The 16024-nt window shown below is 42.1% G+C and carries 9 protein-coding genes and 1 pseudogene; 2 read left to right on the top strand and 8 right to left on the bottom strand.

What is annotated here, in order from left to right:
• Positions 1 to 14 precede the first annotated feature (14 nt).
• Entirely contained in the window at positions 15 to 1268 is a 1254-nt protein-coding gene (locus DWZ03_RS02620; RefSeq protein WP_120128718.1) for an AGE family epimerase/isomerase, read from the bottom strand.
• 339 nt (positions 1269 to 1607) lie between these two features.
• Here DWZ03_RS02620 and DWZ03_RS02625 point away from each other — a divergent pair, with 339 nt between their 5' ends.
• Positions 1608 to 4142 (top strand): glycoside hydrolase family 9 protein, encoded by a 2535-nt coding sequence (locus tag DWZ03_RS02625; RefSeq protein ID WP_120128683.1) that lies wholly within the window; start codon positions 1608 to 1610, stop codon positions 4140 to 4142.
• Positions 4143 to 4293: 151 nt separating this feature from the next.
• Here the strand turns inward: DWZ03_RS02625 and DWZ03_RS02630 are convergent, their stop codons facing one another.
• Positions 4294 to 5715 carry a sialate O-acetylesterase gene (locus tag DWZ03_RS02630; RefSeq protein WP_057088834.1) on the bottom strand — a complete coding sequence of 474 codons (1422 nt, stop codon included), beginning with the start codon at positions 5713 to 5715 and terminating at the stop codon, positions 4294 to 4296.
• Between the two features lie 193 nt (positions 5716 to 5908).
• Between DWZ03_RS02630 and DWZ03_RS02635 the strand changes: the two genes are divergently transcribed.
• On the top strand, positions 5909 to 7036 hold the full coding sequence (locus DWZ03_RS02635; RefSeq protein ID WP_008662419.1) for an AAA family ATPase: 1128 nt from the start codon (positions 5909 to 5911) through the stop codon (positions 7034 to 7036).
• 51 nt (positions 7037 to 7087) lie between these two features.
• On the opposite strand, the gene DWZ03_RS02640 is transcribed toward DWZ03_RS02635, so the two are convergent.
• The 6 genes and pseudogenes from DWZ03_RS02640 to DWZ03_RS02665 all read right to left on the bottom strand — a co-directional run.
• Positions 7088 to 7624 carry a hypothetical protein gene (locus DWZ03_RS02640; RefSeq protein ID WP_120128686.1) on the bottom strand — a complete coding sequence of 179 codons (537 nt, stop codon included), beginning with the start codon at positions 7622 to 7624 and terminating at the stop codon, positions 7088 to 7090.
• 21 nt (positions 7625 to 7645) lie between these two features.
• Positions 7646 to 7945, bottom strand: coding sequence for a leucine-rich repeat protein (locus DWZ03_RS02645; protein ID WP_229122441.1), 300 nt, complete (start codon positions 7943 to 7945; stop codon positions 7646 to 7648).
• A 352-nt stretch (positions 7946 to 8297) separates the two neighbouring features.
• Positions 8298 to 10529, bottom strand: a complete 2232-nt coding sequence (locus tag DWZ03_RS02650; RefSeq protein WP_120128688.1) for a PIN domain-containing protein — start codon at positions 10527 to 10529, stop codon at positions 8298 to 8300.
• Positions 10526 to 14428, bottom strand: a complete 3903-nt coding sequence (locus DWZ03_RS02655) for a sacsin N-terminal ATP-binding-like domain-containing protein (protein ID WP_133303135.1) — start codon at positions 14426 to 14428, stop codon at positions 10526 to 10528. The genes DWZ03_RS02650 and DWZ03_RS02655 overlap by 4 nt, the downstream gene beginning before the upstream one ends.
• Positions 14429 to 14565: 137 nt before the next feature.
• Positions 14566 to 15678, bottom strand: a complete 1113-nt coding sequence (locus DWZ03_RS02660) for a YhcG family protein (protein WP_120128693.1) — start codon at positions 15676 to 15678, stop codon at positions 14566 to 14568.
• Positions 15679 to 15768: 90 nt separating this feature from the next.
• Positions 15769 to 16024 (bottom strand): annotated as a pseudogene (locus DWZ03_RS02665) (hypothetical protein); the annotation flags it as partial.

Raw genomic sequence — 16024 nt, forward strand, 5'->3', positions numbered from 1 at the left:
TCTATAAAAGGTTGTCATTTCAGTCTGGTATCAATCTCAAACCCCATACGGCTGTTATGATAAGGACAATTCCACATACTTGCTTTAGGCTCCTTGTAGCGGGGAGTTCCATCTTCCAGCACCGTTCTGAACCATTCACCATACTCCTTGTCTATCATCCGTGATTTGATGAAGTTCCAGGTGCGGACGGCACTGTCCAGATAAGATTGTTCACCAGTCAGTTGCCAGACATTGATACAGCCGACCACAGTTTCCGCTTGGCACCACCAGGAAGCGTCCTTCCTGATTTTGTCCTTATGTCGTTCATACATCATAGCTCCCATCGGGTTGATGCCCTCCTTCAAGGAAGCATCTGCAAGTTCCAATGATACCTTCCTGCACCTCCCGATAACCTCCGGGTCACCCAGAGCCTCTGCAGCTTCCGTCAGCAGCCAAGAAGTTTCGATATCATGCCCGTAAGAGTCGATGTCATCCAGATTATTCCAATTTAAATCACAGTATGATATCAAGTGATGTGTTTGTGGGTTGTACAGCCTGGTTGTTATTAAGTCTATTACTTTTGCAAGGCGCTTGCAAAGGCTGTTATCCTTCCATACTTTATATAAAGCCGTGTATGCCTCTAATACATGGATATGTGTATTCATTGTTTTGGCAGCAATGCCATCTCCATCATACCCCAGCTTTTGGGGAGTTCCCCATTCGCGGGTAAAGGATTCTATATAGCCATCATTTACGGGATCTTTGACTTTGCTCTCCATTATCCGATAAAGCTCTATGGCTTTTTGCAGGCTTTCATTGTTGCCCGTTGCCCTGAAATGTTCGGACAACCCATAGATAGCATAAGAGCAGCCGTAAGTCTGCTTGTTCGTATCCAATGGGGTACCGTCCGCTTTTATCAGCCAATATACGCCTCCATACTGCGAATCAATGAAGTGATCTATGAAATACCGTTGCGCCCTGTCAGCCAATTTACGGTAGGCAGTATCGCCATACATCCGGTAGGCGGTTGAAAAAGTCCAAAGGATGCGGGCATTCAGTACACCACCTTTGGGAGCATCCGCTATCGGGGCACCGTCACGTCCCAATGAACCATAAAAGCCTCCGGAAGAATCTACGCTGTATCTTTCCCAAAAAGAGAGGATATTCTCTTTCAAGTCCGAGGTTATTTCATCTTTTAAAACCTTGTCTACGTGTGACTGTGCTTGCAGGAAAGGTGTAACCAGCAACCATACTGTAATCAGCAAAAAAACGGAAAACATACGTTTCATAATATAGCGATTTAAGGAATTAATCATAGTTACATTGCAAATGTACAAAAAAACAAGTTGCCACTACTCACTACCATCCTTTTTCAATGGATACAATTGGTTCCGATAAAGGCTGTTTTTGGGTACTGAGTCCTTGTTTTACCAGACATCAGCTTTTATTAGCTCAAACGTTGGTATCTGGCAGTTCAAACACCATTGTCTGACAAATATAACAATGAATATCATAAAAATAGAGGAAAAAGACACATTTCATAACGTTATTGGCTACAAACAAAAGCCATCCGTTTCCTTTTTAGTCCGTATATTAGTGGAGAATTCTGTAACTCAAAAATAGATACTATGAGAAAGAGACATTTTCTATTCGCATCCGTCCTGGCACTGCTCTGCAGTAGCGGTGCACTGCATGCACAAGATTTCAAGCTGACATCTTCCGGTTATTTCAAGAACCAGGGAGTAGACGTCATGGCTTTTGATGACATCTATCCCGAGGGACACCAAGGAGGAGTATGTATCATCATGAATGGACACCGCGTAGCAACGAATGGAGACATCCGACTGGAAGCCACCCCCGGACAATGGCAGCCCGTACCGAAACAACTCGACCGGAAGCTCAGCGACAACAGCATCACCGCTACGCTCTGCTATCCCGACTCCTCACGCCACCTCACCGGATTCAACCCGATGATTTACCCGGATCTCCACCTTATATATACGGTACAAGTGGAAAGCAAAGGTAAACACATAGAGGTGACCGTAGACCTGGACCGCCCCATTCCCCAGGAATTCATCGGAAAAGTGGGCTTCAACCTTGAATTCTTCCCGGGTTCCCTCTTCGGCAAGCCCTGGATTATGGACGGTCAGAGCGGCATCTTCCCGCAACAGCCCAACTCCCCCCTGATGACAACCCAACCCAACTATCTGCATACGGGAAACTATCATGACGGCAAGCAATCGCTGGCAGACATGGACAAACTGATAGGAAAAGGTTACAGCCCGATTGTGGCCGACGACATCATCAGCGAACCTTATGCCAAAGGCCGTAAGTTTACCTCCCGCCCCGACGACCCTTACAACAAAGTAACCATCGAATCATTGAGTGGTGACCTACAACTGTTTGACGGGCGTATGAACCACAATAACGGCTGGTTCGTACTGCGCAGCAACATAAAACCGGGTGTCACCAAAGGGGCCGTCAAATGGATTATCACTCCGAACGTAGTGGCCGACTGGATGTATCAGCCGGTTATCCAGACTTCACAGATAGGTTATCATCCCGCCCAGGACAAGGAAGCCGTCATCGAAATGGATATACGTGACAATAGAAAGGAAACGGCACAAATCATCCGCATTGACGCAGACGGCGAGAAAGTGGTCAAGAACGTCACTCCTGCCAATTGGGGCAAGTTCCTGAGATACAACTATCTGAAGGTGGACTTCACGGATGTGAAGGAACCGGGACTCTACAAGATTAAATACGATACCTCCGTATCTCCTATCTTCCGCATCGACAATGACGTATATGCCCGTGGCGTATGGCAACCCGTACTGGAATACTTCCTTCCCGTACAGATGTGCCACATGCGCGTCAACGAGAAATACCGCGTATGGCACGACTGCTGCCACATGGACGATGCCCGGATGGCACCGGCACACAATCATATCGACGGCTACGACCAGAAAGAGGGCCTGTCCAAATTCAAACCGGGTGAAGTGGTTCCCGGAGTGAACATAGGCGGCTGGCACGATGCCGGAGACTTTGACCTCCGCATCGAATCCCAAGCCGGAGAATCCTATATCCTGGCACTGGCCTACGAAGCTTTCCGCCCGAATCTCGACGTGACTTCCATCGACCAGATAAACCGTGTGACGGAAATCCACCAGCCCGACGGTAAGAATGACCTGCTGCAACAAGTAGAGAACGGCGCCCTTACGGTAGTCAACGGCTACCTGGCACTGGGACGTCTCTACCGGGGAATCATCTGCAACGACCTTCGCCAATACGTACTTCTGGGTGATGCCGCCGCCATGACGGACGGAAAAATCGGTAATGAAGACGACCGTTGGATATTTACAGAGGACAACCCCGGACGGGAACTGTCGACAGCTGCCCAGCTGGCTGCCGTATCACGTGTATTGAAAGGTTTCAATGATACATTGAGTGTGCATTGCCTCGACATTGCTCGCAAAGTATATGCTTCTACCGGAAGCGGCAACAACAGAGCCTTGTTCCCCAAAGTGCAAGCAGCCGTAGAGCTGTACCTCACCACCGGCGAACAACCCTATATGGACTTCATTCTGGACAACCAGGAGCTCATCATCAAGCAGATAGGCCGCATCGGCTGGTACACGGCACGTGTGGAAAAACTGTTCGCACAGATGAAGAACAAGAAAGCCAAAGCCTTTTCAGCAGCTTTCCGCAAAGCTTTGACCGGATATGAACAAGAACTGAACAAACAAGTACAGGAGACTCCCTATGGCGTTCCCTACCGTCCGAACATCTGGGGTGCAGGCTGGGATATACAGCGTTTCGGCTTCCAGCACTACTTCCTGACAACCGCCTATCCGGAAATATTCCCGAAAGCACCGGTATTCAATGCCCTCAACTTCATTCTCGGATGCCACCCGGGCTCCAACCAAGCTTCCTTCGCCTCGGGTGTCGGCGCACAATCAGCCACTGTGGGCTACGGACTGAATCGCGCAGACTGGTCGTACATTCCCGGTGGAGTCATTTCCGGTACAGCTCTTATCCGTCCCGACTTCCCGGAACTCCTGACGTTCCCGTTCCTCTGGCAACAGACTGAGTATGTGTTGGGAGGAGGTTCGTCCCACTATATGTTCCTGGTACTTGCAGCAGAACAGTTGCTGAAACAATAAAAGACAGAGGGGGAACAAAACCCTCTGGATATTTTCTTTTAGGCGCGGATTACACGGATTTCACGGATTTAGTTTACTGCATCCGTGGATTCCGCGTAACCCGCGCCCAATATTATAGTATAATGAAAGTGTTTATATACTTTTCACTCTTTCACCAATTATCCGTACGGAACGGAATGGTAGGCAATTCATTCCCACCGATCATCGTACCAATCTGGAAATCATGGAAACAATAGCGCACGCTGACGGGATGGGATACCTTTTCTGAAGAGATTACCACTTCATTCGTCTGCCAGTGCAGCCATACTTTGTCGGCAGGATGGAACACACGGTCCTCACCCGCCACTTCGAAACCGCGAAGGTCATAGTTGCGACAGATACCCATTTCCAAATGGTCGAAGGAAACCCATGCTTCACTGCCTTTAGCAGTCCATGACTTATATTGTGGGCCGAAACAGTGTATCTGCTTCAATCCATAGGTAAGGTTCAATGCCAGATAGCTCAAGCGTTGACCTACCTTTGTCTTGTTGCGGGGATGGATATTGTATATCTCATAAGGCTCTACAAGGTCGTTTGTAGAAATCATGGCACTGTTCGGAATCAGGCTTTGGGCACGGAATTGCGCTTCACGTAGGTAAGCAGCTTTCTCTTGCTGGGTACCTCCATAGGCGTACGGCGCTATTTCGGCAAAGTAGAAAGGCAATTCGCCCAGTCCCCATTCTTTGCGCCACAGCTGCACCATATCGGCCAGACGCTCGGCGTATGTTTCATGACGGCCTACGTTAGACTCGCCCTGATACCAGATGAATCCCTTTATGGTATAGTTCTGAAGCGGCTTCAGCATGGCATTGTACATCAGCATGGGGCGGTGCATGGGGTGCAGGCGTTCGATGGAATCGGGGTTGAGAGATATGTCTGGATAGTTTTCCAGCAGTTCACGGCTTATCCAACCTTCTACAGTGGCTCCACCGTAAGCGCTACAGATGATGCCGACCGGAATCCGGAGGGCACGGCTCAACGAAGTGGCAAAATAGTAGGCCGTCGCACTGAAATCGGGTGCGGTTTCTATGGAAGATATGTTCCAGCTACCTTTGCAGTCGGTTTGTGGTTCATAAGTCTGGTGCTTGGGAACGGTGAACATACGCACGCCTCTGTTTTCGGCAGAAGCTATGATGTCATCCGCTCCGTTCATGATGCAACAGCCGGCAAAGCCTTTCAGGGGCATTTCCATATTGCTCTGGCCGGAAGCAAGCCATACTTCACCGATTAGGATATTCTTCAACGTAGTTTTTTCTCCGTCATCAAAAGTTATCTCATAAGGCGTGTATCCTGCTGCCGGAGTTTTCACTGCAAGCAACCAACGGCCATCCTTATCGGCACGGCAAGTCGTTGTCTGTCCATTCCACGAAGGCGTGACGCGTACTTCGGCTTTCGGTGCAGCCGTTCCCCACAGTTTCACTTCAGTCTGCTGCTGGAGTATCATGTTGTCGCCTACCAGTGCAGGCAGCTTTACTTTGGCGCCCAGCGAGGCGGCGCAGCATAATAGAATCAATGCAAGAGTCTTACTTTTCATAGTATATTTGTGTTTAATCTCATATTCAAAACCAATAACGTGAGCAAAAATAGGGCTTTTTTGCTCACGTTCTCCGTTTCATGTGCAAAAAGTGGGTGTTTTTGCACATGTACTCAAACAAAATTATACATAGATGTATTATACATTGATGTATAATTTGTATATTTGTCATTAAATCAAGAACAGAAAGCTTATGAAATCACCTTTTCAATACGGCACACTGGTTGATAAAGAGAGTTTCGTCAATCGGGTAGAAGAACGAAAGCAACTAAAAGAATTGCTTGGATCGGGTATCAACGTAATGCTTATTTCACCGCGCCGATGGGGAAAATCGTCGCTTGTAAAAGTAGCTATGGACGAACTGACACAAGAAGACAAGCATATCCGTGTCTGCTTCATTGATGCATTCAGCATCAAGACGGAAGCTGAATTCTACCGCATCTTTGCGCGAGAAGTCATTTCTTGCGCCGCCTCCACCCTTGAAAAGAGGCTTGAAGATGTGAAACAGTTTCTTAAAGCCGTTTCTCCCAGTATCACATTGAAGAGCGACCCAACCGATACCCTCTCCTTTGACCTGAAATTGGAACTGGAAGAAAAAAGTGTCATGGAGATACTGGAACTACCCGAAAAGATAGCAGCTGCCAAAGGCATACACCTGATTGTCTGCATCGACGAGTTCCAACAACTGGCACTACTACCCGGCTACAAAAGTATGGAGGGAAAAATGCGCTCTGCCTGGCAGAAGCAGCAACAAGTTTCCTATTGCTTTTACGGAAGCAAGCGGCATATGATGATGGACATCTTCAACAATTCTTCTAACCCCTTCTACCGCTTCGGACAAGTACTGTTCCTGCAAAAGATAAAGAAAGAGGAATGGGTGCCCTTCATCGTCAATGCCTTCCACCGGACGAACAAAGAAATCAGCGAACAGCAAGCAGAACAACTGTGCGACATCGTGAAATGCCATTCGTGGTATTTGCAACAGTTGTGCTATTTCATCTGGAGCGGTACGTCTGAAAAAGTGACAGATGAGATTATCGAAATCCGTACCCGCCAACTGATAGACACCAACATGCCTATGTTCATGAACGACACCGAGAACCTGACTGCTGCCCAAACTGCCATGCTTCGTGCTGTAGCCGATGGTGAATACCGCTTCAACTCCATCCCCGTAGTGCGGAAATATGAATTGGGCAGTGCACAGACCATCACACGCAACAAGCGTATGCTGACAGAACGTGATTTCATTGAGAAAGAAGGAAACAAGTATGCTTTCTCCGACCCTATATTCGAGCTTTGGTTCAGAAGGGAGTATTGCTAAATGTGAGAAAGGGCGTGAGCAGGAAGTGATGCTTCCTGCTCACGCCAACAACTAAAGTTTCATAGACATTAAAATGCTTCTTCCTTGTAACTCATACATAGTAGACTCTATTAAGACCATCTTAGTACTTATTCCACTCATGCACAGGTTTCCTATCCTATGATTATCAAACAGCCTCTGGCCTTGAGAATCTATATATTCAGTATGTACATATACATCTGCATTCTCCAAATCCACTTCTTTCAACTCTGATAAAGAATATTCAAGTTCAATAGAGGCATGCATTTTCTCCGTTATCACAACCGGATTAAATGACTTACAACTATATGTATGATTCACTTTCGTAAACTCATTTAGTAACTTAGGATAGTAAAGATTAATATGGCTATTGATTATTACTGCATTTTGCCAGTTCTTATTTACATAGGTAACCACAATACGTATCATATCATCCCTGATTATTCCATCACAAGCAATCAATGCTATTTTTGTTTTCTTTTCTATATATTTACGATAAAATGGGATTCCAGCAACAATTGCTGATATGACTATAGACAAAATAGAAATTACTAAAGATGCTATTTCCATACAAATTCTTTTTCTAATTCTTCATTCCATTTCTATAATATTTAAAGTTCTCCATGTTTCACTATTCTTATAACGTTCTTTACATCCTTTAGGTACATATATAACAAGTTCACCATTTGTCCTATAAAAAGTTCTCTTTTCAATAAAAGGAGGCTCCTCTCTATTTATATATATTTTCGTAAGATTTGTACAACCGGTAAAAGCATTGTCGCCAATACCAGCAATACTTTTGGGCAAAAGTATAGAAGTCAAACTAGTACATTCCCAAAATGCATTATCATCTATAAAAGTAATATTATCTGAAAAATTAATATCAGTCAAACTATTACACTATCAGTATTTACAACCGATTATTACTCAATATTTTGCAAGCAATAAGTCAGAAATATGGTTGTAGTCTTTAATGGTACATTCTAAAGGGTGAAGATTTAACGCTTTTATTGATTCTTAACTCATTTGTGGTGTCAATACGAGGGTTTCTTCTTTTTTCGATGCAATTTGTTCCCGATATTCCACTTCTATTTTGGCTCATTGTCTAAGCCAGTGCAAATGTACAATATTTTATCCGATATTGTTCGTTATTCTTTATCTTTGGGGGCGCATAGCAAATTCTCTTCCCAAATTTTCATCAAGTACCATATTTCTTTTATCCTATTCATTTGTAAACTTACAATCATCTTCTTTCGGAAAGAAAATCTTGCAATGAAATTGTTGTAATGCCTAATCCAAGTGCCTTGGATTGCAAGAGATTGTCGGAGGTCAACAATATCGGATTCTTATCCTCTGTTTTATATTTCAGTGCAACGGAAAGAATAAGACAATCGGCTTTTTGTGCATCGAAGCCATTAGGAAGTAATGACGAGTCGCCTTCTTCCATGCTGGAATAATTATTAAGAAAAGCCTTGTTGATGTTCTTAACCGCATCGTTGAGTGCTTTCTTGTCAATGCTTTGTTTCAGTTTTAAGCGGTCAAGTTCTTCCAATACTGTAGTAGGAATCACAACTTTATATTTTCCTACTTTTGAGATGATGGTTGGACATTTCACAAACACATTCGTGTCAATAATGAAAATATTCTCCTTGTCTACTACAATCTCCTTCAAATGTTTTTCAGGCAGATTAATTTTCCCAAGAACTGTTACCTTTAATTCACCAGATGCTATGGTTTGAGTCATGGATGGTTTTAATGTTGCAACTTTGTTTTCATTGATTTTCAGTAAGAAGCGTCGAACCTCATCTGACATGAAGTTTTTAAGAATCATCCTATCAGCAACAATTATAGTACAACGGCTTGCACGAGATGTTGCCACATTAAAAAGTTCGCTGTCAAGAGAATAGCTTACAGAAGCATTGGGGATGAAGAAAATGGTATAATCGACGGTCAATCCCTGTATTCTGTCAACAGTTTCTATTTTCAGATTGTCGGGAATCTCCTCGCTGTGCAGTTTCGTGATGAATGTCTTTTGCAATTCCTTGACCGTTTCTTTGAACTTGGATAGAATTGCTATTTGGGCTTCGGGACTTTCTTTTAATATTCGTTCAGTCAAATCAAAGACAGCATTCAACGCATTTCCTGGTTTCTTGTCTCCTATTTTAAGTTCCAAATCGATCAAAGATGGCCCTCCCAATCTATTCAATGCGGGCAAGGATGTTTGTACCTCATCAATATCTGCAACCGAGTTCAGTTCATTGTTGTAGAAGATACCGGTGAATTCAGCTCCTCTCTTAGTCAAACGGAATGTATCACTCAACATGAATGATGGCATAGGAATATTATTGCAAAGAGTATCAAATCCCTTCACAATAGGACTCCATCCACAAGCGTTGATTTTGTCTTCATTGGTTTTAACAATAGGAGCAAGCTGCTTCTGGTCTCCTATCCATATGACTTTGCTTCCTAACTTCTTCGATGCTGCAATCATTGGTAGCAACGCCTGACTTGCTTCGTCTACTACGACATAATCAAAAGGAGTTGTTTCAAGCATGTCTTTCGCCCACCCACTTGAAATGTAGAACGTGGCAAGTGAGAGATGACCGGGCGTGGCATTACAAACGTTTCCTTCATTTGCCAGCAGTTTTGGTAATTCGTGTCGCTCGTCTATCGTCAAGCTTGTCTTTGATACTTTGCCACTTTCAAGATACGGTTTCAAATCCTCTTTGGAAGCAACAACTTTCAATGCTTCATTAGTTAGTGCTGTAACCAACACGCTTTTTCTTTCTGACAAAAGTTGTGCAACTAGCTTTGCCATCCTATATGTTTTACCTGTTCCAGGAGGCCCTTGAATGGCAACAGTATTATGAGATTCCAAACTACGCAGAATGTGGATATTCAGGTCTTCTGTCGCAACGATCTTTTGTGGATTCCATGTGCTTTCTGTCGCAGAAAAATAATCCAAAATTTCTTTTGTTGCTTCACATTCAGAGTTTTGGACAATATCTTTCAAGTTAAGCAGATATTTCAATGGTGGGTCGTTAGGTCCGAAAGCTATGATGGGATTTTGGGATTCAAGCAAATTTGCAAAATCCACGGTAATATTCTTCACCCCAACCAAACAAAATGCAGGGTCTTCTGATTTTGAAATCCAGACGCAATGCGCATCAGAGTAATCACATTGATATTGTTCCCGAAGGTCTGCCCAGGCCAAATCACCCCAGTTCTTGTAACTTGCCATCTCGCCGATAAAGCAGGAAGCTGTCCAGAAAGAATTTTTGCGAGGCATATTATCGGAGATACGCACTTTGAAGATGGAGAAATCTCCTCTAAAGCCGACAAACTTGCCAACAAACACTTCTCCACGTTCTTTCAGAACTGTAGCTTTGGTTGCAATCAGACAACCATACTCTTTCATCTGAGTATTATACTCAGCTTCAAGAAATGCTATATAATCTTCTCGTTTGAACTTCATAATGCATCCTCCTCTGGATATTGGTTCTGCACTCCTTGCGTTTTTGCATAGATATTTTTGACAGTTTTTGCATTGTCTGGAATTCGGAAAGACGCAAAGTTGAAGTGCATCTCCTTGAAATATTTCAATAGTGATGAAAAACTATTCAATCTGTCTTCGTGTTCATCCACATTAAGATTTTCCGAATCGAATGTGATAGAAAACGTTGACTGTTTTTTAACGAGATTATCTTTAGAAACTTCTACTATCTCGTTATTAGACCGATACACCAACAGCTTAGCATTTTCTTTTACAACCCATTCCCATTCCATCGGATTTACCTTGAATGGTTCAGTTTCAGTTCTATAGCTTTTGAGAACAATTTTCATCGTCTTCCCTAATTCATCTTGAATCTCCTCGTTTGAATGGTGACATGGAACACCGTCTTCATCGCATTCTCCATATCCTGTTGGGAACTTCCAATCAGGACGTTCTTCCATTAGTTTTTGCTGTGCTTGAAGTTGAGCCTCATACATCTTTTGTTTAGACATTTCGCTTTCTTCCGAACCAACTTTTGCGGTTCGTCCAGACTTTAGTCTCTCCACTTCCTGTTTCAAGCGACTGTTCTCATCCTCCAGTTCCTTGTTACGGCTGCTCAAATCCTTAAAATCTGCAATGTGGGTCACAAGTTCCGTCAAGTCTTCTTCATTCAAACTGTTCTTCAAGGTCTGCAATTGCAGTCTTTCATTTTTAGTCCAGACAACATTCATGCTGACAGAATCTTTGATAGGATACACTTTTGGAAAATGGTTTTCATCAAACAGGTTCTTGTTTGATTCACCCCATTCGTCAATCAACAAACGTGCAGCATTTTTGAAGTTTTCGTCTTCCCAATTTGAGTTATTGCTATAGAGTTCCTTAACTCTTCCATCAATATAGGCATAAGCATCTGCAGAGTTTTTCTGTTTAGAGATTGTAGCTACACAACGTGGGTCAATAAGGATATTGTAGTAGTTGTTCTCCTCATCAGAAATCAATGCAATGATATCTTTAAGCGTTTTATCTATACTTTCAGCTTCTTTATAAAGTTTGTCTTTAGCGACAAAGTTTCCTGCTTGATTCGGATATATTGCCTTGTTTGAAAATTGAAGGTTACGACTTTCAATATATTCGTATAGTACATTTAAATTCTTAAAAAGTTCATCATCGGTAGTTGAAAGTTCAGCTAAAATGGTTGCTATGTTTGCTTTCTTTTCAATTACAGAAATTATATCGTGACAAATAAATTCATTGATTCGAAGCCATAACTTGCTATCAACAACTTCAATGGAGTCCTCTATTCCTTCGCACTTCCCTGGCAGGAAATAACGTGTTATTTCCCTCAATGCTCTTTGCGTAATTGAAATATTTTCATTTTCGGGACTTGTTTTTGGAAGAATCTGTATCAAGTATAGTGCTACTTGGCGCAGCGTTTCCTCACTGTATTTTCTATACAGTCCATAACTATTGTAAGTGGCTGCATTACTACAACTCTGATAACCAGATGTTGCGTTTGATAAATCTATGGCAAACTCTGATATGCCTTTTGCGTCTGTCTTTCCCAAGGATTTTAGATTAATAGAGTTGTCCAACAGAATGTCCTTGTATGACAGTCCTATTTTTCCTAATACTTCGTTCTTCAACACCTCGGGAATACCATTATCAATGAATAGGTTATTGGAAAGGCAGAAAGTTCCATTTTGGTTAGGAACTACCGCCTTAATATTCATTGTTGCTAAAGTAATACTTAAACTAAAAATCGTGTCATTCAACCACTTTGCGCCTAATCCCACAGGAAGATTTGCCAAAGATTTCTTTGATTCAATAGTGGAAATTATATAGTTGACAAGCCACTTGTCAGTTTCCTCCCATGCAACTTTATTCAATGAGTTGTCCGCAACCGTTTGTATGTCCTGCCACTGGAATAGTTCTTTTGTAATTGTATATATGCGTGAACGTTTCGTAATAAACTCTTGCTCATATTTATTGCCATCTGATACGGCAATAAATATGATTGGCTGCAATTTAGAAAGTCTGGTTTCATCGGTATATATGTTTGCATCAATAATATTTTTTACCAAACTATTGACTTTAGCAGAATAGCTCGTAGAATTGAATTTACTATCCAAAGATACGGCAGTTATTGATTTATGAAGCAGCAAAGGTCTCATATCTCCACCAAGTTTTTCTAAAACGTCAAGAATTACGTTTGTAACTCCCTCACCCTGTTTGAAATCTTCTACGTCTCTTTTTAAGAACTCTCCGTTCATGTTTGGGAGAAGAGCGTGTTCTTTGAATAGGAGTTCGTTTTGTGACAGCACAAAAGCCAAGAAACTGTTGTACCATGCAAATTTGTCGTTGCCAGAAACAACATCAAGAGAATCCATAGAACCTTTGGCTTCAATATCAGCACATATATCCTCGGTTGTCCATAACTTCATATCATCATCTTTCCAAAGCATGTGCGCCCATTTGTTGTTGTCTGCAACCAATTTCTCTGGGTATAGTGAAGTGAGCAAATTGAACAAGATGTATTCCGACTCTTGTTTACTTTCTTTGGCAATAATGCAATCTGACAACCTAAGAAATCTTTCAGATGTTGAGAAAGGAGTTACTATTGGATAGCTTGACAGAATCTCTCGCATAGCAGAAACAATTGATTTCTTGTACCAATCTTTATCTAATTTCTCGTGATCCTTTACCGACTTCAAACCATTGCAAAGGTTGAAGAAACTATTAAACAATTCCTCGGAAAGATATCCAACAATAATCTTGAATATATCCGGCAGTTTGCAAAGAATCTTTTGATTAATGCCAACCTCTGTGATTACATTTTTCTCTTCGTCTCTTGTAATTCCATTAAGAATCAAGCTCTGTCGCTCGCTATCTGGCTCAAAGTCTGGACTGTTTACGAATATTGGCATTTGGATTTGTCCTTCTATGCCGACCAATGGGAATACACAGTACAACGATGTTTTATCGCCTGTACTTACTATGTTCTTATTGCTGTCAACTTCACAAGCTGCTTGTAATCTTATGGAACGTTCCGCTTTGTATTTTGCTGAAAGTTCTTCGTCCAATTCTTTTATTGAACAATATATAAAAGTTCGAATCACAGGCTCAGTATCGCCAGCAATAATTCTAAACTGAGTTTGACGAAGTTTGTCTGTAATTGGAGTATCTGTAATACGTTCAATTGATATTCTTTCGCTATTGTCTATTAACTCAACCGAAGACAATTCTTTGCAGAATAATAGAGTTTGCGCAATGTTTTCTTTAAAATTCTCCTTGCCTAATTGTACTGCACGACGCCCCGATTCTGAATTGATATGATAGGTATATGTGGTCCAGTCATATGGTTCGCTATAATACAGTTCGGATGCTCTCATCTTGCCAAGACCTTCGAGAAGTTCTTGTTCAGTAAAACCATCTCTATACATTGTTACGGAAAAGCCGACGATTGCATTTTCATCGCCATACATATTACTTTCAATTGTTACAACTTTGGAAAGACAGTGCGTGGTTAGGAAACCTGTTCCGAAACGTCCTGTACTCTCTGCATTTTCCTTGTCTTCACTGTATTTATATAGCAATCCCAATCTTGCATCAGCAGTAAATGGGTCGCCATCATGCTGAAATTTAACTAAGTCGCCATCAATAAGAATTCGAGCTTTAATACTATCTCTATCCGGGTTGCTTGTTATTGTATCTTTTGCATTTTGCAGTAACTCCCAAATCCATCTTTTTCTATCAATATCATTGGGTTGATTAAGTTCTCTCAAGCGTTTACTTACATTGCTAATATACATTTTATCAAGCAATTTCTTAAAAGCTTTTTCTGTTGATTTAGGAGCTGATATTTGCATATGATTATTTGTCATATAAATTATTGTGGATTAAATTCTCTTGTCAACTTTAATGGTTCTTGTTATTCCATTAGTATTGTTTTATAAGAATAGTCAATTTTTAGAGGCAACATCCTACAATTACAAAATAAAAATTAGGATAAGTATTTTCTTCATTTCGACTCCAACTCTTTTTCAATCTCTTCAATCGTAGGCAAACTGCCACGGAAGTCTTTCGGCAAGGCTTGCCCCAATTCGTAGTCGGATATGCCGATTGGCTTCTGAATATCACGCAAGGCATATTCAGCTTTGATGCGGTCTTTGCTCTTGCAAAGCAACAATCCGATAGTACGGTTATCTCCCTCACGGCAAAGAATGTCGTCCACCGCAGAGCAGTAGAAATTCAATTTGCCGATATATTCCGGCATAAACTCCGTGTCTTTCAATTCAATTACCAAATATCTGTGCAGGAATGCATTGTACATCAGTATGTCAATGTAATAATCATCGCCAGACACCTCTATGTGATACTGCCTACCCATGAAAGCGAATCCGGCTCCCATTTCCACGAGAAACTTCTCTATATGCTTCACCAAACCGATTTCCACGTCACGCTCATTGTATTGGTCGGTAAAAGTCAGCATATCGAATATATATGGGTCTTTGAGCATGGATTTAACATCGTTTGCTTCCGGTGCTGGGAGGGTTTCAGTGAAGTTGTTTGCTAACGCTCCATGCTTGCCGTAGTCGTCAAGTTTAATGGCTTCTTGCAGATAACGTGTATTCCAATGCGATGTAATACTTTGAATCATGTACCAATAACGAGCCCGAATGTCCTTGACCTGTTGTAAGAGAATAAGATTATGCGTCCATCCCAAATGCTTTATGGGGAGAGTGAAATTATATTCTTCTAATTGCGCAATCACTGATTGCGTAATTGGAGAAACAGCTCCTTTCACCATCGTAAGTTCTTGATTATATTCGTTGAAGAACTGTATCATGCACTGCATGTTACGTACAGAAAAGCCTTTTATCTCGGAATAATCATTCTTCAAATCCACAGCCAACCGTTGCAAAGTTTTCTTGCCCCAGCCGTCTGCATCTTGGCTTTGCTGTAACATTTCGCCAACGTCCCAATACATCCGAAGCATTTCTTCGTTGGCGGCATAAATTACTCGTTGCTGAGCAATCAGTACCCGTTGTTTGATTTTGCGAAGCAATGCAGCATAACCACGAAAGTTATCTATCAAGTTATCAGTTACTTGTATATTTATGTTCTTAGCCATACTTTTCTTTAATTCAATCACAAAATTACTATTTTTATTCGGTTGTACATCAAATTCTTACGATTATTGCTGGTTACATCCACTCAATTATTATCTCCGCATCGAAAAGCCCCTCTTTTGCTGTTGTTCGTAATCCCCCTCCACCACGTTATCGACTTCCCGTTTGGCTTTGATTTGCTCCCGGCTATCCAAATTTCCTTTTTGCTTGGCGGTAAGATACAGTAAATCCCCGGCTGCACGGTGTGATTGCTTATCGTCACCGAACAGGTTTAGGGCACTCTTGATGTCTGACATGTAGCTAACATTTGAAAAGGGACCCGGGTAGCATTTGAAACGTGTACCACCC

This window comes from Bacteroides sp. AF29-11, from assembly GCF_003602895.1.
Classification (GTDB): domain Bacteria; phylum Bacteroidota; class Bacteroidia; order Bacteroidales; family Bacteroidaceae; genus Bacteroides; species Bacteroides uniformis.